This window comes from Sutcliffiella horikoshii (assembly GCF_021991925.1).
In the GTDB taxonomy this organism is placed as follows: domain Bacteria; phylum Bacillota; class Bacilli; order Bacillales; family Bacillaceae_I; genus Sutcliffiella_A; species Sutcliffiella_A horikoshii_F.
Genome location: NZ_RXZI01000001.1, coordinates 336,076 through 359,537, shown reverse-complemented (window position 1 = coordinate 359,537; position 23,462 = coordinate 336,076). Strand labels below are relative to the sequence as shown.

Sequence of the window (23,462 nt, the reverse complement as noted above, 5' to 3'; positions counted from 1 at the left end):
AATAAAAAAAGTTAAACGCTATTTTCCAGGTGGTTTAGTTGGTGCACTGGTGTTAACTTTTGTCTTTCAAATGGCTGAAAAATTCGATTGGTGGGAGATTAAACAGAATATAAATCTATTGGATAACATCACACCATTTGTCTATGGTGTCTTTTTGGTGGGTACTGTTATCATCCTTTACTTTACATATGAGCGGTTTATTGTCTTCTTTAAGACCAATCTCATTGCTGATACGTTCCTTTCCTTTGGATTAAGCAAGTGGTATGAATACCTTGGGATATATGAGCTTAAAAACATGAATGAATTTGGGGTACTTCTTCTAACAACCGTCATAGCACTGCTTATTTACCTATACCAAAAATGGCAGGATGGCGTAATGATTAAAAAAGAGTTTTCTTGAAAGAATTGTTGAGTGGTGTAGGGAGTGTTGGTGGCTGTTTAAGGGCTTTTGCACAAATGTCCGAAGATTTTTGATTGTTGACCGAAGTTCATCTAAAGTTGTCCGAAGTTTTCGGATAGTTGACCGAAGTTTTTTGAAAGTTGACCGAACCTTTACACGCATTCAGAAAAAGTTGACCGAACTACCAATGTAAGTTGTCCGAAACCCTTCATTCTTCCATCGTCTAATGTCCGAATAAAGAATAAAAGTGTCCGAACAAAAAAATTACAACAAAAATTGGGACATTTCTCTTTGAAACTACAGGTTTTTCCATCAGGTACCACAGAAGCCAAGTTAAATAAAAGTACGATAGAACTAGAAAGAGGATTTCCAAAGCAAAAAGGCGAATTCCTAAAAGATTCCGCCTTTTACACATTCACTTCTCATTCAATTCATATTTCCTCAATTTATCATAAAGGCTCGACCTGCTTATCCCAAGCATCTTCGCAGCCTTTGCTTTATTTCCTTTCGTTTTTGTCAATGCTGTTTCAATCGCATGCCGCTCCGCACTTTCGACCATGGACTCCTCTTGTGTGACCGCAGTTTCATCCACCAACACCTTGGTGCTTCCAATCATATAGTCAGGCAGATCCTCCACTTTGATTTTCCCGTGTTCTGCAAAGGTCATTGCCCGTTCCATCACATTTCTAAGTTCACGGACATTTCCCGGCCAATGATAAGTCATTAGTATTTGTATTGCCTGTGGTTCAAAGCCGGTAATGCTTGTACCTATCACTCGGTTAAGCTCACTCATTATTTTTTCGGAAAGGAGTTTTATGTCCTGCATCCTTTCCCGAAGAGGCGGAATAAATAAAGAGATGACATTCAATCTGTAGTAAAGGTCCTCACGGAACGTCCCCTCTTTCACCATTTCTTCCAAATTGCGATTGGTAGCGGCGATTATTCTAACATCCACATGGATTCTTCTTGTTCCACCCACGCGATAAAATTCTCTTTCTTGCAGTACCCTTAAAAGCTTCGCCTGAAGGTTCAAAGACATATCCCCTATTTCATCCAAAAATAGGGTCCCTCCATTCGCTAAGTCAAACTTTCCAATTTTCCCTCGTGACCTGGCTCCTGTAAAAGCACCATCCTCGTAACCGAAAAATTCCGATTCCAAAAGATCTTCCGGTATTGCCGCACAGTTCACTACGACAAATCTTCCATCTTTTCTAGCAGAACTGTTATGGGCGGCATGAGCGAATAGTTCCTTCCCAGTGCCACTTTCTCCCCTGATCAAAATGGTAGAACGACCTTTTGCAGCTTTGGCAGCACTCTTCTTTATTTTTTCCATAACGGAATTATCACTGATTATGTGGTCCCATGTAAACATGGCTTTTTCCGATTTTTTCAGTTCGGTATGGTAGAAGCTTGCTTTGTTTTCCGCCTTTTGAAGCCTTTTGAACAGTTCATTGACTTCATTTAGTTGCCGATACATAATCTTTACGATTGCGCCTACCATACGACCTTCTTGTAATACCGGAATGCGATGAATGATATATTTGATGCCATTGATTTCATGAAAATCACTAACTTCCGCCTCTTCGGATTCATATATCTTGGATATTTGAAAATGCGGAAAAACCTTATCCGTTTTTTTATGTAGAACATCCTGATACTCCATGTTGAATAACTCCAACAATGAGGGACTGACCATTTGGATCGTTTGTGTATCATCTGCCAATAATATCCCATCATAGGCATGGTCCATTGCTGTCTGCAGCGATTGCTTCAAATGTAATGTTCTGGTTACATTTAGGAGACCCATCACCATATCCGCTTTGGTAAATAGACCAAGAACTCTGTTTTCAGCATCCACCACGACACCCGTACCTACTGAACTATTACGGACAATTTCCTCCAAGTCTTTAAAGGACGTATTCTCCTGTAAAGAATAAACATCCTTTTTTACAAAATCCCTGATTGGAGTAGGAAGTGGCTTTTCCTGTTTAACCATTTGGAATAGTCTGCTTCTTGTAAAGACACCACTTAACTTCCCATAGTTATCTATTACAGGCAAAAGACTATACTTCTCTTCTTTCATAATATTTAATGCCTCTGCAAGAGTAGTTTCTTCTTTTATTCTATATGGAATTGGCGTTATCATCTCTTTTAATGAAATCACGGACTTTCCACCCTCTTGTCACAATATACCTCTATTGTATCTTATTGTTGTACTTTTTTGAATTTTTTATCTATTTTAAAATATTAAAACCCTATCTTACTAGAGAGGAGTTCAAAATGTTGACAAGCTATAAACTAGTTAGGTTATCTGTTGGAACATTTGATCTTCGTTTCAGGCGCTTCGCTTTCCTGCGGGCGGTCCGGAAGCCTCCTCGGGCTTACGCCCAGGCCCCTGAAGAAGTACATAATTCTGATATTCTGATTAACACCGCTGTTGCTTTCCGCAAACGCCTTCGCTTATCCAGAGGGCGACCTTGAGCCTCCTCGGGCTGCGCCCTGCGGGGTCTCAAGATTGTCGCTATCCCCCCGCAGGAGTCTTCGCCAATTGCTCCAATCAACAGCTAGAAATTTATACAAAAGATAAGTTATTGGTTTTTCAGTGGCCTCGGCTGCGCCCTGCAGGATCTTCCCTGTCCCTTCCTCCCGCGGGAGTTGCGCGCCTTCCACTACAATCAACTTGAAAACTGCTATGGATTTTGCTTTGTCTACATACTAAAACCCTCTCTGAGTTAGAGAGGGTTTATCGTCATTTTGTACCTTTTGCCATCCTAGGAAGTATCAAAACTAATAATAGAATGACTGCTATTGCCAGAAATCCATACAAAAGAATGATAATACTATTGGTTTTTGAAGGGCTTTCAGTAGCGACAACAGCTTGGTACCTGGAAGTATCCTGTTGTGTAAAAAGTTTCAGCTCCAGAGAGGTAACCTGAATAGTCGTAGATTTTTCCTCATCAGTAGTAAAAAGCGATCCGATAAAATCCTCTTCCGCTTTTTTCTCCCTCTGTTTGAAGGTCAACAATTTTTGCTCTTCAGGAACAGATTCCCTGTGCTCATTCAGATTATTTTCTCGCAGGAAATTTGTGTTCTCCCTAAAGTCCCTTTTCTGATAACTGTTTGGTGTAAGGGATTCAATATCTGATTCAGCATGCTTTACATTTACATTTAAAGTAAGCAAGGAACCAAAAATAGTTACCATCGCTAAAAGAAAAGCAATCCTACACTTCATAAGCTTCATCTTCATTCTTTTTCTCACGGTTACTCTTTATCAGTTTTACTAATTGAGGTATGACAAGAAGTAACAGAAGAAGGACAATCAATGTGATTACCGCTCCCATGAAAAGTGAGCTTGAACCATATTGAATGGACATGTATACCCGTGACATTGGATCTTCATAATTGATATTCGGTGCTGTTAATGAAAGGAAAGGGCTAATAAAGAAAATAACCAATCCAACACTTGCAATCCAGCCAACCAATTTGCCAATACTGAATCCAGTTAACACTATCGCTGATGCAACCGTAAGCAAAAGAATGGTAAAGATAGACCATTGAATGGCGCGATCCTCCGCTAAAGGATAAATGTTTAACCCATAAAGACTGATGATCAAACCAACTATGATATTCAATAGAATAAACATAGACCCTTGAACGAGCATAGGCGCATTATTGAAATAATGGCTGAAATATCCGATCAATAAACTGCTAATAAGGATAATTGCTAGAACCACGACAGGAGGAATTCTATTTTCCTCGGTGCCAGTTGCAGCATCTCCACTTATTTGCAATGGGTTGGAAAGGTGATCATAGACAGGGCCATTTTTCTGACCATCTACATAGGCATTTCCTAGTACATTAAAAATGTCATCTCTGTACATTCTCGTTGCATCTACATTCTCTGCCCACTTAGCATTCAATGTATCTGCATCGCTTTGAACACTTTCTACATTAGTCTGTAACTCTGTCGTATAAGATACAATGTTAGACTGGCTCTCTCCGACTGAGGATACCAAGTCATTTAGTGTTAATAATTCCTGACTGATGGTCTGCTGCCTGTTCACAACAGTATTCCCATCATTTCCTTCTGCAGGTGTAGGCTCGTTAGCTGCAAACAATCGCACCTGCTCCATGACAGAACTCGCACTTTCTTCTAGGGAAGAAATGTCATTCATGATAGAGGTTTGTTGGTCTTCAATGTTGGCACTGTACTCCTGCATGAAAGTTGTGAAATTGTCTTGGAGCGCCTGCATTTCATCCATCAAGGACGGAATAGCTGCGGATAATTCATCCCATTCTTCTTGTTCCGAATTAGATACCATCAGGATTTTCTCAATATCTTTGATTAGCAATTCCACATCCTCACTTACATCTCTGTTCAATGTCTGTTCAAATTGGACAAGTGAAGAATGATAGTTTAACAAGTCTTTCGTATTATTATTATTAATTGGCCTTTCAAAAACATCTTCTATTCTATCAAACCTAGAATTATCTAGCTTTTTAACTTGCTGCAGTATTTCTTGTTCCTTCTTTTCTATCTCATTGACGACTGTTTTCAGATTATTTGTTAAGGACTTTTTATCCCCTTCAAGATTCTCTATTGCTTCTTCAAGTTCGGAAATCTGATCAAGATAAAGGATAATTTCCTCTTCCAAGACTTGAATTTCTTCCTCCAACTGCTTAATTATTTTCATTAGAGGATTTTCTTCTTGGTCCAATTCCCTTAGACTCTCTTCAACCTTGGAAATCCTTTTAGATAAATCTCCTAAAGGATTTATAATATCTTTTAATTCTTCTGGAAGTGTATTAGATAAATCGGCTTTTAAACTTTCCATATCTGTAGCAATGCTATTAAGTTCTGCAATTTCTTGCTCCAAACTTCTCTTTTTAGGAGTTTCTTCGTCAGAGGTATTTCCTCTTGTTTTATTGACGGAAGAAGTGGAAGCAGGAGTAGGGTCTACTGGCTTGCCAGGTTCCTTTTCTCCTTCTTTTTCTAGTTCTCTCTTCAAATCATTTAAGCTCTCTTCCAATTTATTAAGTTGTGTGTTCTTTAGTAGAAGGGCAATCTCTTCCTGGTTTTCAAGGAACGTTTTCATTTCACTTGTCTGTCTACCGACTTCAGATTGTCTCAGGTCTGAAAGCTCACCAAGTGCTACATTATTCATTTGCATACTATTATTGATGGATTCCAGACCAGCATTTATCCCTCTGCCTTCCTGTGACAGATAATCCTGCACTTCAGCGTGGCGTGTCGGCTGAGCGGTTGCAAGTAGTTGAATGCTGCTGATGCTTTCATCCTGCAACTGTTGCAGCACTTCTTGTTGGTTATTCTGATATTCTTTGAATTCCTCTACAAACTGCACAAAGGAGGTAAGGTTCTGTTCAAATTGCTGGACATTATTTTCCCTACCTGGTGCCTCTTCACTGACAGTCGCCACTGTTGATTGAAGGTTTTCCAGCATAGAGCGTTGTCTTTCAATCTCATTTGCTAGGTTTAGGGAAGTAGGCTTATAGAATGCTAGCATCGCATTCTGAAAGTCTACTTCCTTCTGTAATATGGTATCGAAATGAGCTCGTACGTTTTCTAGGTCCTGGGAGACATATGTCCAGTATAGGGTGGATATTCTGCTATTTACCCTGCCGGTAGCTTTCTCTATTTCTCTTAACACTCTTTCCCGGTCGACTGCATTCAACTGGTCTTGAACGGTGTATTCAAAGTTCGCCTTAACCGGTTGCATGCTTTCATAGGTCATGATGTTGGTTGAAAAGTTGGAGGGAATATAAACGACTGCATCGTATCTGGAATCTTTTAATCCATTTATTGCTGCACTACGGCCAATGACTGTCCATTCATATCGTGAATTTTCATCAAAGATTGTAGATATTTCCTTACCAAACTCAAGGGCTTTGTCTTCCTTTTCCATCCCCGTGTCTTCATTTACCACAGCTATTACTCTAGAAGCGGTTCGTTCAACCTTCATTGGATTGTCTCCGACAGATCCAAAGAAAATAGCCGGTGTTACGAGGATAAGGAGAACAACCAACACCATTTTAATGATATAGGTGGTTTTTCCCGTCATGTATATACCTTCCTTTCAGTGGCACAAAGCGGAATCTGTATTTTCATTTCCTTGCCATTAATTACGTAATAACCATACCCAGGCTGAATTTCTTCTTCTTTGCGTTCATATGGCAATGTGAAAATGTTCTGTTCTGATTTTTTCATCAGGACCATCGCCTGACGGATCTGCTTCACTTCCATCGTTAATGTATCATAGCCTTTGGAAAGGTCATTATTGCTGCCTGCTACAACCAAATTGAAGCCTAAGTGGCTATAGTTTTTTATTAATCTTGCAAACCTATCTTGCAGCATTGGGTCTAAGGTTTGGACGAACCTTGCATAGCCGTCAACAACCAGGAATATTGGTGGATAATCCATGGAGGTGTCTCCGAATTGGACTTTCTCAAGATAGTCGGCTTCCCTCTCGAGCAACTTTTGCTCTACTTCTTGAACCCAGATTCCGATTTGATCCTTTGTCTCCAGATAGGATACTTTGTCTTGTTCATTATAATTGGAAAGGCTTCTATCAAAGGAATCAAATAATCCGATTGAGTCAACGCCTTGATCCAAGGTGGAATTCAGGATCACTTTTATCACATTTGTTTTTCCTTTTTGGGCCTGTCCCACAATCATGCAATGCTTATATTTATCGAAATTGATGAACACCGGCTGTACAAATTCTTCATCAAGTCCAATAGGTACAAGGCCGTTCCTCATCTTCCCTTTTGTATATGTAGCAAAATTAATGACATTGAGGTCAGATGGAAGCATAGGAACAGGCTGAGGCTCTTTGTACTCGCTATATTTCCCTTTTAGTGTCAGGACTTCATTTCGAATGGAATCCAGTATTTCAAAGTCATCTTTTCCGTCTCCAGGCAAGAAGACTTGAGAGAAAAAGGCCTCATCTTTTTTAATGATGGCACGTCCAGGGATAGGTTCTGGACTATAAGGTACTCTGCCAAGTATCGTGAAAGCTTCACTATTATCCATGAGGTAGTGAACAATCTTTGTTTTCAAGTTGTTCATCAGTGATTGCCTGATGGAGTTAACCCTTGTAGCCGTAAATATCATATATATTCCGAGGGACTGCCCATCTCTAACGAATTGATTAATCTGCATTTCCAAATCCTGCATTTCCTCTTTGATTAGATCGAAATTATCAATGGTCATGAATATTAACGGTAATTTTTCTTCACTCAAAGCATTATACATCTTAATCGAGCTAACTTCCCTTTGCTGGAATAAGCCCTTCCGGCGAGCCATTTCATCTTTGAGGATCCTCAAGAACTTTTCAATCTTGCGCTCCTCATCCATCAGAAAATAGTCGGCAGTATGTGGAAGCTGTCTAATCGGTAACAATGTTCCGTTCCCGAAATCGAAGATATAATAATGTACCTCTTCTGGTGTGTACTTTTCAGCAATACTTAGAAGCAGCATTAGGACAGTATGCGACTTTCCATAACCAGAAGATCCAAAGATTCCGATGTTGCCATCCTCAAGCATTTCATAGTTATAGACTGTTTGTGATTGCTTTTCCGGTTCATCCATGAGTGCAAGCGGTATGATATTGGTTTCTTCGGTACTATAGTGATTACGTGAAAGCCTTCCTTCTAGTGGCGGCAGCCAAGGGCTGTTGAGCTGCATGATCCCCATTTTCCCTTGCACAGAGGTAATCTCTTCCACAACGGCATCGATCTCTGTTTTGCCGCTTTTCTTCCTTCTTTTCGTTGTAGAAACATCTGACAACGGTACAAGCCCGAGGTCTGTTACAAATGCTACCTCATCTTCAGATTCTGAAGTGTCCTCCAAATACGGTGCACCGCTCCAGGCTGATTGGAATAGTTCGTACACTTCATTATTTCCTACTTGAAGATACCCTCTACCTGTTACGGTAATGGATGCGGCATCCCCATTTTTTAATATTTCTCGGCTATCGTCTGCATCCTGCACTTTCAAAGCCACTCTAAAACGGGCATTACTCCAAATCTGCTCATCTATTACGCCCCCAGGCTTCTGGGTTGCGAGGATGAGATGTACCCCCAAGCTTCTCCCGATACGCGCGGCACTTACCAGCTCCCTTATAAACTCAGGCTCTTCTGCCTTCAATTCCGCAAATTCATCGGAAATCAAGAACAGGTGAGGAAGTGGCTCTTCGGTCTTATTTTGTTTATAGAGATCGGTATACGCATTAATATGATTTACTTTATATTGGTCAAAGAGTCGCTGACGTCTTTTCAATTCACTTTTAATGGAAGCAAGCGCCCTTGCACTAAAGTTTTTACTTCCTTCAATATTGGTAATGACACCAAGCAAGTGTGGCATATTTTCAAACGGCTGGGCCATTCCCCCACCTTTGTAATCAATAAGTAAAAAGGCTACCTCATGCGGATGGTAGTGAATGGCAAGCGACAAGATATATGTCTGTAAGAATTCACTTTTTCCTGAACCCGTTGTTCCAGCTAACAGTCCATGCGGGCCATGAGCTTTTTCATGAAGATTCAACACTGATATGTCTTCCTTTCCTTTAAGCCCTATAGGTACCGCAAGGGATTTGGAAGACTCCCTTGAAAGCCAATTTTCCTTAATCGGCAGTTTTCCTACTTCCTTTACTTTCATCATCTCTAGAAACGAAACGCTATTTGGAATAGAATTGGTCATCCCCACCTGATGGTCAAGTGTGCGAAGCATCCTTGAAAAGTTCTGATTGCCCTCTATCTTGTGGGCATCCAAACGGAATGGGATGGAAACGGCTTTTTTTTCCTGGATTAGAATATCCCCTTCATGGGTATTGATATACCTCACAAGCGTTTCGATATTATCAGACAAGCTTTCCTTGGAATCTGCAGCAAAAATAACAGATATACCAAGGTCCTTATGATTCCCTTCTAAATATTCCAGAATGACATGATCAGCAATTAGTTGCTGTTCAGTAATGATAAAGACCACATGTGGAGAAAAAGCCACCTTTTCCTTATCTTCCATCAAATCTCTTTCCCTGAGCATTTCATAGATGGAGGAAAGCAACTGATCTCTTGTTTGTTCATTATAGATGAGTCCTTTGGCAAAGGATTGCGGAATTTGGAAGTGTGGAAGCCATTTCACCCATTCCCACTGATCATATTCTTTCTCATTGAAAATAAAGACAAATCGTAAGTCATGGTAGCTATGAAAAAAAGATAGTTGCCCAATAATCTGATGGATCTCATTTTTCATGACAGATTCTTTCCCAATCAATCCAATGGCTCCCTTGGATAAGTCAGCTACAACTGGAAGATTATCAATTTCCTTGTACACCTTTTCCATTAACTGGGATTGTTCCAATAAGTCATCAATTTCCCTATTGGCCATATCTCCTGAATTAATGCTGATTTCATAACTGGAAGGGACCTTTCCGCGACCTAACCTAAATTGAAGAAAATCATGACTTTCCATCGAGCGTTCCCATATACGGTCAGAAATCTGATGTGTTAAATATTTCATTCTTTCAAAGGATGGGAAATGGAAGGTTAACACATGTGTTTGTTTGTCTGCCAAATCTTGTAGCTCACGTCGTTTATTTTCAAGGTAGAGGCTGTATACCCTTCTGCGGCGTTCTTCACGTCTTTTACGATTTGCTTTTTCTTTAAAGAACTGAACAGTCGATGTAATTAACGTGGTCATGAACATAACCATCGAAATTATGATAAATATTCCCCTTGGTGCAACAAGTGCAACCACACCCATCACGATTAGCATAATAAGGGGAGGCATGATGATTAGCCACAGACCTTTGTTGTTGTCATCGGACTCCTGGGAAGGGAATTGCAAAGAAACTTTATCGTCAGGAAGGTCATAAACCATTCTTGGAGTTCTGCGATAACTTGGATACTTCTTTTTCATTTCCGATTGAGGGCTTTTCATTTCTGTTAAATCAGATGCATAGTCTTCCCGAGATTCAATCTCAATCATATCCTCATCAATAAAACGTATCTCGGAGTATGATAAAAGCAAAAGGTCTCCTTTTTCCAACTCGACCTTCCCTTCAAGTCGACGGCCATTCAAGAAACATGTGGAGCCTTGAGACTTTACAAACCACTTTCCTGAAAAATTCCTCGCTATTTGAAGGGATGCTTCATCCTTAATAGAAATGGATGCATCTTTTTTATCCCCTATATAATAGGTTTTGACGGAACCGACCCCCTCGGTCACTACCATCTTCAATGAGTCTCCCTTTACCATCCATTCAAAAGGCTTGGTAGTTGTGCCGTAACCTATTTGTCTATCATTTTGGTTAACAAAGAAACCGTCATCTTCCAGTTCCACAGAAATGGATTCTTCTGTAAAAGGAAAGGAAAGCACGGTAAGATGATCTTCCATCTCTTTCCCTATCGTAATGCGTTGATTTGATGTTACATTCAATTTTTGATAATTGTCTTTATAAAACAACCAAAACTTCTTCACAGGCTCACCTCATTTCAAACCCTCAATTTATTGCTCTACCTATTCTTCATCACTTACTTCTATTTGTTCCTCTTCTTCAAGCGCCTTTATCGCTTCTGCATATTCATCAATTTCATCTTGGATTTCTTTTAATTGATTCTGCTTTTCTTCTCCTGATAGATCTTGCTGTGCACGCACCTGTTCTTTATATTTCAACAAAGCATACAAAATGATTTCAGAATCCTCCAAAGATCTTGCAATATCCAAAGCTTGTTCTGCTTCCCCACGCCCAATATGTATCCAATAAAGATAATAGTTCCGGTCTGATTGAAGGGTGATCCTGTTTTGCAAGGTATCCTTTTGATCTTCGTTTAATGATTCGTTGATGATGTAAGAAGTAGCTAGTTTATACTGCACTACACGCGGCATATCTTTGGCATCATAAGCAGTTAACGTGGTAACAACCTGACTATATTCATTTTTAAGGAAGTGTTCTGAACTCTGAACATATGCAGCTTGTTTTGGCTGTGCAAATAAAAAGGAGTATACCACCAAAATTAGTGTCGGAATTAACAGTACCGATAAACCAATGGTAGCGTATCTTGTCATTTTCCATTTTCTTTTAGGAAGATGAACCACCTGTTTTTCTTTATCCTCTAACCTCTTTATCCCTTTACGGATAATGTCCAGTAAATCTTCTTCATTCTTTGCATTCATGATGGACTTCGCTATAGAGGATAGTTCCAATGTTTGAGAAAGTTTCAAATATTCTTTGAAGGTATATTTCCTGTCAATGGCAGTAGCGATAACAGCCTTTGTCTCCTGCCATAGTTTTTCATCATCTTTTTCATATGGCGGGAGGCTTTCCATTACACCATAGTGAAGAAAATAAGGAGTCAGGCTTTCATCCACTACCAAGTTCTCAGGACAAACAAGGAGATGAAGTCTAGAAAGGGAGTGATCTTTTACACTCTTTAATAATTGCGAGGCAAAAATCCATCTACTTTTTTCTTCTTTTCTTTTCAATTGTGCAAAAGATGCAAAAGCAGGGGAAATATGATAGATGATTGTTAGTTCATCTTCCGTCTCCTGAATTTTTTTCATAATAGTTGGATGAACATTTGGGAGCATACTTATTTCTTCTGCCTCTTCCAACTTAATTCGTTCTTTTTGGAAAACAAGCTTTACTGTTTCTCCTTCCTTTGAAAGCACCGCTTGTAATTCTTCTTCTAAATATGTTCGACTTTGATCAGACATGATTCATTGCTCCTTTATAGGATTTCCAAACGGTCCCCAGATGTAATTCCATGTTCCACCAGTTTGTCTGTTCCTGATAAAATCAACTGTTTATTTGTTACCCTGATCCAATGACCTTCCCTTGGGGGTATAGCGATAGAGGTAGCCTGCCACACAATATCCACCACTTTCTTCACCGTATGGTAATTGGATAACCGAAGATCAAAGGACTCTCCTCGATAATTCTTCAAATCAATCGTTATTTCTATGTACACCGTTTTTCACCTCATAAAAGAAGGAACGCATTCGTATCTTTAAGAATGGCGCTCCTTCTTTCTTTTTGCTAGCCTTAAGGAATCAATAATCTCAGTTAAAATTTACTGGTTATTTCTGAAAAATTAACCGCGAATTTGGCTTGCGATTTGAGTATCAGCATCTTCAAGAGCTCTAGCTGTGTTGCTAAGCTGAACAGAAATATCCTCAAGCAGTTGTTGCATTTGAATGATAGAAGGCTTTAAAGATTGGTACTGATCGCTGAATGCACGGCTGGATTCACCTTCCCAAACACTTTCAAGCTCACGGATCATGTTGTCCAAGCGGTTGATTTGATCCCCAACCTGGCTGCTTTCACTTCTGTAACGAGTGGACATTCCAACTAATTCTGCAGGGGTAACGCGAATAATTCCTGACATTCTACATCTCTCCATTTCTTTAATAAGTTACTTTTATTGTAAAAAATACACAACTAAGAGGTCAATTCTAAAGTAGGAAATCCAGGAAAATGAGTAATATATACCCACCATTACCCTTACTCCCAAAATATGAAACCTCAAAATATAGTATTTTTTTCACAGATTGATATTTTTCTAGGTATTTCGACCTTTTAACGAATAGTCTTGCTTAATTCTTCATAGAAAATTGTCAGTTCTTGCCTGTTCATCTCATTCACATGTTCGTGGTATTTATTAGAAAGGGTGGCCATCAGCCGTGATTGATCATTGGTGATAATGGTAAACAGGCGGTGATTCTTATTAAATTCCAATAAAGATTGCTCAATTACTTTTCCTTCACTTGCTTCGAGTTCTGCATTAATTATACTTGCCAACTCATCACTAATTGCTCGGACTTTTGCTAGCTCCGTATTAAACAGAAGGTGCTTAAATCGCAAATCTTCATATGGCGCAAATGCATACGAAGTTTTATACTGTCCTATTCCTACCACCCCCTTTACCGTAATTCGAACAACTTCGAAATGCTCTGGTCTTCATCAAATAATTCTTCAATTGACTTTCGCACCCTAGCAATCATAGCCTTAGACTTTTCTATTTCCTCCCTGAGATAATGATACATCCCCTCAAAAGAATCCTGAAACATCGGATCCAGCGGTCTAATAAACTCATGAACATTAATCTTGGTGACTTTCACATCACTTTTTGAAACGGGGAGAAGATACCTATAATTATTCGGATTTGCTTCCATCTGATTGATGGCATTCATAACCCGTTGTTTCCTGAATTCCAGATCATCAACGTACTCTGTATAATACAATCTTCTCCATAAAGTAAGTGCCTCTTCCTTTTCCATGCATTTATCGAGGCCTAGCTGATAAATCCTCACCGCAGAAGAAAGATTTACCTCAATGGTCCTTCCGTCCATGGCGTTTTTATACCGGATCAAATCAGTCCCTTCGTATCGGCGCCCTTCTACTTGATTCAAAGAGTTTACAACATGCTCCATCCCATGAGCATGGGCAGCATCCCCGAACTCGCCAACAAACCCTTTCGTATCTTCGATGATTGCTTGATAGCTGTTTTGAATAATTCTGCCCTCCTGCTCCATTGTTGCAGCCAGTTCGATTACTGTCAGGGTATTCTCATGTTGTGACAAGTTATTAGTAAAAGAGTCTTTCACAAGATTCTTTCCTATATCTAACGCAGCACTTCCGATAGCCTCTATCATTCTCTTCATGCTACCAAGCATTTCTTCCACATGAACTTGAATCAACTGCAACAGATCAGAGCTGATTTCCCCAACCAGGGCAAGTAGGGAAGGAAGAACTTCTGTCAATTCTTGCAATTTCGCGTTGATCTCTAGAGCCCTTGAGATAAATTGTTTTTGATTAGAAAAAAATTCACTTGGAAATTCTTTAACTGGATACGCAAACGGCATATCCACTGTAAAGCTTCCAAACCCAATGACGCCAAATGTCATCGGAATGGCCCCACGTTTCCACTTCGGCGGTTCGAATATTTTTTTCCAATCTTGTTTGATGTCGTCGATTAGAGTAAAAAGCTCCTGATCTATTCCAAACATGCTTCTGTTTAGACCGTCGATTCCTCCTTTTTCATAGGCTGGGGCGTGTTTGGCAACGAATTGTTGGATGTTGTAAAGGGTTTTGTCTGAGACTTTATTCATGTATCTTGCAATACCGTCTGTGTGTGGGTACGTTTCTAAAACTTGCCTTGAACCAATGTTTAAGAAACCACGAAAACCGATTACCGAGTATAAAAATTCTTCTCTTATCGTTAGGTGATGTATATTTTGGCCTTGGGACTGGTAATATTCTTCTGCAAAAGACTTGAGTTTTTCTGGATCTATCGTATAAAGTTCATTTACATCAAATGTAGTAATCTTAAATTCTTCGAATACTTCATCTCTGAAACCAATATCAAGAACTGCTAGTTGATAAACACTTGGTGGGGCATCATTTATAGTAAACACATTTTCAAAAGGTTGGTCCAACAGCTGCAGTGTTTGAATTAGATTACCACCTAAAGAGTGACCTATTCCATATTTATTTAAAGGCAATTCTGATATCTCATCGGTTGAATTTCCAGTTTGACGTATTAATTCTCTCTCTACATTTTGATTAATTTGTCGAGTTACCTCAAAATCAAATGCTTGAGTATCTTGATATTGATTTTTAACTTTTCCGCCAAAGATGCCAAATAAATTATAAAACCAATCACTGGGACTACCCTCTCCACCATCTTCACCAGGCTCACTTCCCCTAGTAATGGTATAGGATTGATTAATTCCTGTTTCAATATTTAAGAAGTGGATAACCGTACCATCAAACCCAGAATCCAATTCGGAATTCACTTGAGAAAAATCATCTGAATGATAAAGAGTTATTTCTCCTGGCGGCTCCATTCCAGTTTCTTCAATATATATTCTCCTTATGTTCTCAATAGTTATGTCTCCATACTCCAACTGCGCTATACGGGCCTTCAATACCTCAGACTCTAAAACCTCTTTTGCATCCATTTAATTCACCCTTGTACAAAATCGATAGATTTGATGACTTTCATCATCTTTTCTTCTAGCTCTGGGGAATCGAGATTACATTCCTTACTAGAATCCTTACAGGCAATCCGACCAATAAAACTTGTTCCTTTATCTTGACTATTAGAATGTATATATGCGTAATACCAATAGGTTTTTGTTCCATTACCTTCTGAAACTTTTTCTGCAAAGTAGTAAGTGTTTTCATTGTGTGTAAACTTCTCGAATCCGCCTTCATAATTTGCGTTATTTGAAAGAAGGTGCAAGTTCAATTCTATATCACTTGATCTGCTACTATTTTCATAAGTGAAGCTATAATACAATGAAGTGTTTGTTTCCTCGCTTTCCTCTAGGAATGCTACTGATTCAAAGCCATTACCATTCTTCTCATATGTTCCCTTTTCAACATAAGCATCTTTTGGAAATAATAATGTGAAGCCCTTGGTCATTGATTCAAAAAGATAGAAACCTTCTTCCACTTCTTCCGAGGATTTCAGAAAATCCTTAGTAAATTCATCATTATTTGCATCTTTTTCAAGAGTATTATTATCATCCGCACGCTGGTTCTCAGCTCTATCTAAACTCATTCCACATCCCCCTATCAAAAGTACCGAAAATATTAACCCTAGAAGCATCGATTTCTTCATAGCCCTTCCCCCTAGGCAACGCATATAACGTGGCATAATATGTATTTTCTAAAGACTTATTCCCTACAGGACATACAAATAATCCCTTTTTCTAAAAATTCATTAAAAAATATCCAACATTTTTATAGCTATATAATAATTACCACGGTATGCAAAAGTAGTCAATTTGACGGGAACGAATGTCGAATCGTGTCTGTTAGTTAGGTCCTATCCAGTATTTTTATTTGTGGGAAATTTGTAGTCCTATAGATGGTGGAATTCTTTTTTCTCGGGGATATTATTCTAATAATGAATCTAATTACTTCTGTAATATTTAAATTCAGGTCTTTTGTATCATTTTCACTTACTTTTATCACCTAAATGAAGATCTTTGTTTACCCGTTTTTGTTAAGATGAGGTCCCCATTACTCAAATGAAGACCGCTCTCTACCGGATTACGTCCTCGGAAGGTTCTCATCACACAAATGAAGACCTCCCTTCATCAATTTTTACGGATGGGAGGTCTTCATAATCGAATCAACAGTTTATCCTAAACTTCTTATATGCCCGTTCTATTATTTCGGCTGCATCCTGATCGCACCATCTAACCGTATGGTATCACCATTAAGCATAGGATTCTCTATTATACTCTGAACAAGTTGCGCATACTCTTCTGGATAACCAAGGCGAGATGGGAAAGGTACCATTTTCCCGAGTGAATCCCTGGCTTCAGCTGGTAATGAATCGAACATCGGGGTGTGAAAGAGCCCCGGGGCAATGGTCATGACCCGCACTCCAAATGATGCGAATTCCCTTGCTATCGGCAAGGTCATCCCTACAATTCCACCTTTGGAAGCAGAATAAGCAGCCTGACCGATCTGTCCATCAAAGGCTGCAACAGATGCCGTATTTACTATGACTCCGCGTTCCTCTTCTATGTTTGGTTCATTTTCCTTCATTCGCTCAGCAGCCAACCGGATCACATTGAAAGAACCTATCAGATTGATGGAGATGACTTTGGAAAAGTCATCTAGTGAGTGTGGCCCTTTCCGGTTCAATACCTTCTGCGCCACACCAATCCCTGCACAATTCACCACCGTATTTATATAACCGAAAGTTCGCACGCCCTCTTCCAACGCCTGACGAACATCCTCTTCTTTCGTGACATCCGTTTTTACAAATAAAACGGCATCTTGCAGTTCTTCCTTGAGAATTGCACCTTTTTCTTCAGACAAATCTGCTATGACCGCTTTTCCACCTTTAGCAACAATATACCTAACAGTTGCCTCTCCTAAACCTGATGCTCCACCTGTTACAAATGCTACAGAATGATGAATGTTCATTACTCCCTCTACCTCCAATATTATGTATTACCTTGAAGGGATGCAAAAAGTGTGCCATCGATGTAAGAGGTATAATACATGGAATGTGTACAGATTCTGGACACTTGTTTGAAATATGGAATAACAGTATAGGGACACATTCCCCTAAATGTGTCCCTTCCTAATCATTTTACATTCAATCTGACATGTTCTCTCATTCTTGAAGGATAATCCGCTATTTTTAAACGAATGGGACTAACCATTTTTTTAGTATCCATTACTAAACCTTGTTCATATAAGGCTAAGCCTGAGTCATCAGCCACTCCATATGACTGTGTATTGTATTCAAAAACGGTTCCTTCTGCATCGGTAATGCTTCCATTAAAAATAGAAAAGAAATAATCGTGGTCCTCCTCATCTATCTGGACTTGAACATAAAGGCCATTCATATCCCCCATGTCTTTTTCCACCCATACCTTCTTGAACCGCTTGTCTCCCGGCACCTTTAAAAACCGCTCGGAATCAAGATCGATCAAGACTTCCAATTCTTCTTTTGGAAGGGCGGTAAAGGAAGAAAACACTATGTCGAGTTTCTCTGGCTCAGAAAAGTAATTACTATGGAAATATAAAACCTTTTTGTTTTCTTCATTTATATGAGCTCCATCGTGTATCCACCTGTTTCCTTTTTCATCCTCTAAGGCAATATCATCAAAACGGAAAATTTCATGAGTGTTTGATTCTGGAAAATCCATGAACAGGGCGATTCTTGTTGGATGTATTTCTATTTTCTCAAAATAGATGAACTGACTGCCCACTTCAATAGTTTTTGCAATGTAAATATCTTTCTTGATCGCAGAAAACTTTTCTGAATCCACTTTTATCGGAAAAAGTAGGTCATCTACAATTAAAGCTTCGTTTACTTTCAATCCAGTTTTTAAGATGAAGTTTTCCGGTATGCTTTTTTCATCTGGACTGGTGAATTGAAGTTCTCCAGAAACCTTCTCTCCTTTTTTAATACCTTCATGACTTCCGAAGCCAACACCATACTGTTCAAGCCTTTCCCCTGATTCTGCGTTTAGCGATATGTTACCAAGACGTAAAGACGACCAATCCCGGTCAGCTTCTAATGTATAGAAAACTAACATCTGCATTTCATCCACGATGATTGCATCTATTGTCAATGATATTCCATTTTCTTCCCTAGTGATCCCCACTTCTTGAAGATAGTCATTCTCCACTGCTGACAGGATCCCTTTATTATTTCGAATCAGCTCTACTATCCGTTCCATCCCCGGTATGGTACTTACATAGTTTGCGAATACCGGTGATACTTTTATAGTCGTAAAGAAAATGACAAGAAGGATACTTGCCGCGACCATGCCGACTCTCCAAGATGGGAGACCGGTTCGTTTTTTCCCTTTCCTGATTCCACTCCTGATATAATCATCAATGTCTCGAGGGATTTCTACTTTCTCGTACTCCCTTCTCCCTTCTTCTAATTTTCTTTCCTCCTTTTCAAACATGGTCTTTACCTCCCTTCTCTTCCCAATACAGTCGGAGTTTCTTCAAACCTTTGGTCAGCCAGGTCTTCACGGTGTTTTCTGGAGAATCCATTACTGATGCTATGTCCTTTATTTTAAAGTCCTCCATGTACCTCAATTGAATGACTGTCTGATATGGATCCCCTAAAGACGAGATGGCCTCCTGCACTTCCATCTGGAGATCGTTATCGACTGTATACGCCTCTTCCATCTTCCATTGTATATTCGGCTCCCGCTTTCTCTTTATCCATTCATCCTTGCAGTAATTAATCATGATCTTCACCAGCCATGTGGAAAAATAGTCAGATTGCTTCACTTTCCTGATTCCTTTGAATGCCCTATATGTTACCTCTTGAATGGCCTCAAGCGAATCCGCCTCGTTTTTCATATAGGAAAACGCTATCCGGTATAGTTGTTCCTTATGTGTTGACATGAGAATGAAAAATGCCTCATCATCCCCCTTTTTCGCTTTCTCCACAAACAACTTCTTCTCCAACGACCCCACACTCCCGAAAGCACTTTTTGTTCTTTTTATATTCATTAGACCCACAGTTAAGGCAAAAAGTTTTACAACGCATAAAAAAATCACCTGGTTTTTGAGTAACAGGTGAGGGTCCATCTATTTAAAACCAAACCGTGCCATGCCTTTCCCTTGGTAATAAACTTGAATCTCTATAGTTAACCTTTTTTGATTGTACTCCACTAAATAAATGCCACCCTCTTTATCTATCACTCTATAGATATCTGAACCAAGATGATTTATTTCCATGATTTCAATGTTACTTTCAAAAAGGTTCTCTTGTGTTTCTGGATGACTCAACCATTGATCCAAATTATCCAAGTTCTTTTTTTCTTGATACATTTTATAAGAATATATGGAAAAAAGTAGCCCCAGTATCCCAAACACTATGATTATTTTTTTCATCATCTTCCCCCTCTCTTTTTGCATTAGACGTCAAGGGGCAAGAATGGCTTTCATTATTCAAGGTCCCCCTCCTGATAACTAGGCTTCCCCCTTTCCAGTAGTGATGGCAGACTCACTGATGATTAATGCAAGCTTCAGCCGCCCCACCCATTTTTCGCCTTCAGACACTTTTCTAGTCATGCTATTAGCCTCTTCCCAATATTCCAGCCCTTCCACTTCTAGGTAATGGATAGGTTGCTTCATTATTCTGTAGACAATCATTGGCCATTCCGCATCCGTCATATCACTTTTTGATTTGATTGCTATTCTTTTTGCACACTCTCTTGAAAAGGCACTGGAGCCGGCTGTAATATCTACTTCTTTCTTTAGCTCTAGGGAGCATATCTTGTTTGTGATTCTTTCTGTTTCTACCCAGTCTTCCGGATGCGTAAGGAAAGCTCTTTCCGTTCTGCCAAGTATGGTGTATGGGCGGCCAGGTATCTTACTTACGATTCCTCTTAATTCTTCTGGGTATCTCTCACACCAAGTTAATAGACGATCCAGATCAATATAGTGGAAATACTCACATTTTCCGGACAGGCCGAATGTAACAGCCTCCCTTCTTGCATGGGCAGCCCCCTGTTTAGGAATTGTTTTAAAGTTAATCTGGGGATCCACTTTCAAAGCCCTTTTCCACGCCTTGCTCGATTGATTGCTGATTGTTAGATATATTTCCCCGTATAGCTTTGTTATATATGTTAAATGCTTGATAAATAGATCGATATATCTTCCATTTGGGTCGTGAGTGATTGTTACAAGTCCTATGCTATTCATGATCACTCTCCATTTCTCGTCTTTGATACCAGCTTTTGAAATTCATTCTAGTTATCTAGTCTAGTATTCGACTTTTATCACTAAATTCCTTGAAACCACACTTTAAATTTCAAATAATTATCTAAAGTCTGTTAAAATAGATTCATGATAATAATAAGCTCTTTTCTCAAATATTGTTTGCTATAGTGTAGTAAATAGTCTGCACTTTTTATAGCATAGAAGCCCTATTATAGGCGTGTTTTTGCCAAGGAGAGAGCATGATGAAAAAGCAACAAAGTATCCAAAATAGCTTAATAATAAAAGGAGTTTTTACTAATGGCCGAAAGATTAATGCTTATCACTCAAAATATAGACGGCTCGTATCTCCAACAAATAAAAGAACTTGCACCTGACTTTAAAGTTATTGCAGGAAGAGATAAAGAGAAATGGGAGTCCTATGCGAAGGACGCAGAGGTGATTGTGGGATGGAAAAATGAGTTGGAGGATCTTTCTTTAAAAAGTGAATCTAAACTTCGATGGCTTCAATCATGGAGTGCAGGGGTCAACAATATGCCGCTTGACAAATTATCCCAACACGATATCATTTTAACGAGCGCTAATGGTGTTCACGCTTACCCTATATCGGAAACCATTTTCGCACTGATGCTTGGTTTGACAAGAAAAATTCATACATATGTAAAACAACAACAAAAAAAGCACTGGCATCACGCACATATGAATCTTGAATTACACGAAAAGACTATAGGTATTATTGGCGTGGGAGAGATTGGAAAAGAGACTGCAAGAATTGCGAAAGCTTTCCGTATGAACGTCATTGGTGTGCGGCACTCCGGTATACAGACTGAGAACGTCGATGAAATGTACACTCCGGATAAACTACATGACATTCTGCCAATGTGCGATTATGTGGTGATTACTCTTCCTCTGACAGAAGATACCCATGGAATGTTTGGAACAGAGGAATTCAGCCTAATGAAAAAATCCGCTTTTCTTATAAATATTGGCCGTGGAGAAGTGATAAAAGAAGAAGAGCTCATTATGGCACTTAACCAACAAGAAATTGCTGGTGCAGGACTTGATGTATTCATAAATGAGCCCTTAGATGCGGCTAATCCTCTATGGGAGATGGAAAATGTCATTGTAACCCCTCATACCTCCGGTTCAACAGAACACTATACAAAGCGTGTAATAGAGGATATTTTTATACCGAACCTGAAAGAATATAGGAAAGAAGAGTATTCATTAAAAAATTTAGTCGATTACAAAAAAGGTTATTAAAAATGGTTTAACTTGTTTTGCGTATGGGTATATAGGGATAGAATTGGGGGAATAAACATGCATCGAAATAATAAATTACATGCCTTTTTATTGGATAAAGCGAAAATTCTCACCGAAGAATGGTATGAATCTCTAGATAAGACTAATTCCAGAGGGGTTTATGCTTCTACAAACCCTGAAGTAATAAATACACTAAAAAAGCAAAACTACGACTTCCATCTTCAATTATGCAAATTATTTATTGAAGAGGAAGAAAAGTTCTTTACGGATTTTGAAGAATGGATCCTCTCCATTGCACAAGATGAACAACATTTAAACACACCTATTCATCATACGTTGCGCGAATTTTTTCGAGTTCGTGGACAATACCTCAACTTCATCTCAGAATTTGTAGAATTACATCAAGAAGAAAAAGAAAATGAGTTAAAATGGAACCACATGATTACATTAGCGTTTGATAAAGTTGTGCTCAAGTTTGTTGAGGAGAATCAAAGATATTCAGAACAGCGCTTACAAGCCCAGCAAGATATGATAAAAGAGCTAAGTTCACCTGTCATTGCACTTGATAATAATCGGGCACTTTTACCTTTAGTAGGTGACATTGATACAAGCAGAGCTAGATTCATTCTGGAAAATACATTACAACAGTGTGGAGAAAAAGGAATCAATCATTTATATATTGATTTGTCAGGAGTTGTCATCATAGATACCCTTGTTGCCGATCAGATCTTCAACCTGTTAAAAGCCTTGAACCTGATTGGTGTTAAAACGACCCTTTCCGGAATTAGACCTGAAATTGCCCAAACTACCGTTCAATTAGGTATTTCTTTTAATGATATTTCCATTAAACCTACACTTGCAGGAGCTCTCACTTTGCCACCTCCAAATTGACCCAGCCTTAGTAAGGCGGGTTTTTATTTTTTTCTAAGCTATCTTCATAAACTTTGTTATTATTTCGTATTTACACACCAATCATAAAATTCGATACTGTCGTGCCTTTTCCCTGTTTTACTTAAAAATCTACTTGGAACTTTAAAAGTATGTAACTAGTAAAAAGTTCAATTGCCGACTTTTAACTAATTAATAGTAACAATATTTGGAAAAAAGCCTTTTTCTGGCAATACAATCTTACTTAAGTTTGTAATATTGTGTTTAAAGTCTACTCAGAAAGAGAATTTATACAATATATATCTAGTATTCAACTTTTTCAGGATATATGTAAAAATAAGAGGAGTTTCCTTCTTATCAAAGGAGTGGAAAGCATGGAGAAGGTACTGAATGAAATACTTTTAGAGTTAAAAGAAATAAAAGAAGCCCAACTGGCATTTCACAAGCAGCAGGAAGTTTTGAAACATGATTGTGAACACCTTAAGAAGGATGTTACCTACTTAAAGGATGGACAACAGGAGAAAAACACATTAATTAAACATACGCTTACACTTCAAATTGAAAATATGTTAGAAATAAGAAACTCGTTAAGATCTTTGGAAAAAGGGCAGGATCATTCTGTGACTCCTAAATAAAGAACTTTTATTTAGTAGAAAACACTTCACCCT

At 38.9% G+C, this 23,462-nt stretch carries 19 protein-coding genes; 4 read left to right on the top strand and 15 right to left on the bottom strand.

Annotated features, from left to right (window positions below; all coding sequences use genetic code 11):
- The first annotated feature begins 49 nt into the window (after positions 1 to 49).
- Positions 50 to 400, top strand: coding sequence for a hypothetical protein (locus EKQ44_RS01715; protein WP_237661792.1), 351 nt, complete (start codon positions 50 to 52; stop codon positions 398 to 400).
- 415 nt (positions 401 to 815) lie between these two features.
- On the opposite strand, the gene EKQ44_RS01710 is transcribed toward EKQ44_RS01715, so the two are convergent.
- The 15 genes from EKQ44_RS01710 to EKQ44_RS01640 form a co-directional block, all read right to left on the bottom strand.
- Positions 816 to 2,564, bottom strand: a complete 1,749-nt coding sequence (locus EKQ44_RS01710; RefSeq protein WP_237661791.1) for a sigma-54-dependent Fis family transcriptional regulator — start codon at positions 2,562 to 2,564, stop codon at positions 816 to 818.
- Positions 2,565 to 3,149: 585 nt separating this feature from the next.
- On the bottom strand, positions 3,150 to 3,632 hold the full coding sequence (gene essA, locus EKQ44_RS01705; protein WP_237661790.1) for a type VII secretion protein EssA: 483 nt from the start codon (positions 3,630 to 3,632) through the stop codon (positions 3,150 to 3,152).
- The gene (esaA, locus tag EKQ44_RS01700) at positions 3,622 to 6,480 is read right to left on the bottom strand and encodes a type VII secretion protein EsaA (protein ID WP_237661789.1); all 2,859 of its coding nucleotides are present in this window, start codon (positions 6,478 to 6,480) and stop codon (positions 3,622 to 3,624) included. Before esaA ends, essA begins: the two co-directional genes overlap by 11 nt.
- Complete coding sequence (gene essC / locus EKQ44_RS01695; protein ID WP_237661788.1) at positions 6,477 to 10,901, bottom strand: type VII secretion protein EssC; 4,425 nt, start codon at positions 10,899 to 10,901, stop codon at positions 6,477 to 6,479. Before essC ends, esaA begins: the two co-directional genes overlap by 4 nt.
- A 39-nt stretch (positions 10,902 to 10,940) precedes the next feature.
- Complete coding sequence (gene essB, locus EKQ44_RS01690; RefSeq protein ID WP_237661787.1) at positions 10,941 to 12,137, bottom strand: type VII secretion protein EssB; 1,197 nt, start codon at positions 12,135 to 12,137, stop codon at positions 10,941 to 10,943.
- A gap of 14 nt (positions 12,138 to 12,151) precedes the next feature.
- The gene (gene yukD / locus EKQ44_RS01685) at positions 12,152 to 12,391 is read right to left on the bottom strand and encodes an ESX secretion system protein YukD (RefSeq protein ID WP_237661786.1); all 240 of its coding nucleotides are present in this window, start codon (positions 12,389 to 12,391) and stop codon (positions 12,152 to 12,154) included.
- Between the two features lie 123 nt (positions 12,392 to 12,514).
- The gene (locus tag EKQ44_RS01680) at positions 12,515 to 12,808 is read right to left on the bottom strand and encodes a WXG100 family type VII secretion target (RefSeq protein WP_010192515.1); all 294 of its coding nucleotides are present in this window, start codon (positions 12,806 to 12,808) and stop codon (positions 12,515 to 12,517) included.
- A gap of 191 nt (positions 12,809 to 12,999) precedes the next feature.
- On the bottom strand, positions 13,000 to 13,338 hold the full coding sequence (locus tag EKQ44_RS01675; protein ID WP_237661785.1) for a hypothetical protein: 339 nt from the start codon (positions 13,336 to 13,338) through the stop codon (positions 13,000 to 13,002).
- Between the two features lie 5 nt (positions 13,339 to 13,343).
- Positions 13,344 to 15,383: a DUF6792 domain-containing protein gene (locus tag EKQ44_RS01670; protein WP_237661784.1), complete on the bottom strand. Its 2,040-nt coding sequence runs from the start codon at positions 15,381 to 15,383 to the stop codon at positions 13,344 to 13,346.
- Positions 15,384 to 15,388: 5 nt separating this feature from the next.
- A complete protein-coding gene (locus EKQ44_RS01665) occupies positions 15,389 to 16,048 on the bottom strand; it encodes a hypothetical protein (RefSeq protein ID WP_237661783.1) in 660 nt (219 codons plus the stop codon).
- A 554-nt stretch (positions 16,049 to 16,602) separates the two neighbouring features.
- Positions 16,603 to 17,370 (bottom strand): 3-hydroxyacyl-CoA dehydrogenase, encoded by a 768-nt coding sequence (locus EKQ44_RS01660; protein WP_237661782.1) that lies wholly within the window; start codon positions 17,368 to 17,370, stop codon positions 16,603 to 16,605.
- A gap of 164 nt (positions 17,371 to 17,534) precedes the next feature.
- Positions 17,535 to 18,872 (bottom strand): DUF4179 domain-containing protein, encoded by a 1,338-nt coding sequence (locus tag EKQ44_RS01655; protein ID WP_237661781.1) that lies wholly within the window; start codon positions 18,870 to 18,872, stop codon positions 17,535 to 17,537.
- Positions 18,865 to 19,395, bottom strand: coding sequence for a sigma-70 family RNA polymerase sigma factor (locus tag EKQ44_RS01650; RefSeq protein WP_414491246.1), 531 nt, complete (start codon positions 19,393 to 19,395; stop codon positions 18,865 to 18,867). The genes EKQ44_RS01655 and EKQ44_RS01650 overlap by 8 nt, the downstream gene beginning before the upstream one ends.
- Positions 19,396 to 19,509: 114 nt before the next feature.
- Positions 19,510 to 19,818 carry a hypothetical protein gene (locus EKQ44_RS01645; RefSeq protein WP_237661779.1) on the bottom strand — a complete coding sequence of 103 codons (309 nt, stop codon included), beginning with the start codon at positions 19,816 to 19,818 and terminating at the stop codon, positions 19,510 to 19,512.
- A gap of 75 nt (positions 19,819 to 19,893) precedes the next feature.
- Positions 19,894 to 20,628, bottom strand: a complete 735-nt coding sequence (locus tag EKQ44_RS01640) for a hypothetical protein (protein WP_237661778.1) — start codon at positions 20,626 to 20,628, stop codon at positions 19,894 to 19,896.
- A 315-nt stretch (positions 20,629 to 20,943) separates the two neighbouring features.
- On the opposite strand from EKQ44_RS01640, the gene EKQ44_RS01635 reads away from it, so the two are divergent.
- From EKQ44_RS01635 to EKQ44_RS01625, 3 genes are all read left to right on the top strand, one after another.
- Positions 20,944 to 21,906 carry a D-2-hydroxyacid dehydrogenase gene (locus EKQ44_RS01635; RefSeq protein ID WP_237661777.1) on the top strand — a complete coding sequence of 321 codons (963 nt, stop codon included), beginning with the start codon at positions 20,944 to 20,946 and terminating at the stop codon, positions 21,904 to 21,906.
- A gap of 57 nt (positions 21,907 to 21,963) precedes the next feature.
- Positions 21,964 to 22,797, top strand: coding sequence for an STAS domain-containing protein (locus EKQ44_RS01630; RefSeq protein WP_237661776.1), 834 nt, complete (start codon positions 21,964 to 21,966; stop codon positions 22,795 to 22,797).
- A 371-nt stretch (positions 22,798 to 23,168) separates the two neighbouring features.
- A complete protein-coding gene (locus EKQ44_RS01625; protein WP_237661775.1) occupies positions 23,169 to 23,429 on the top strand; it encodes a hypothetical protein in 261 nt (86 codons plus the stop codon).
- Positions 23,430 to 23,462 lie beyond the last annotated feature (33 nt).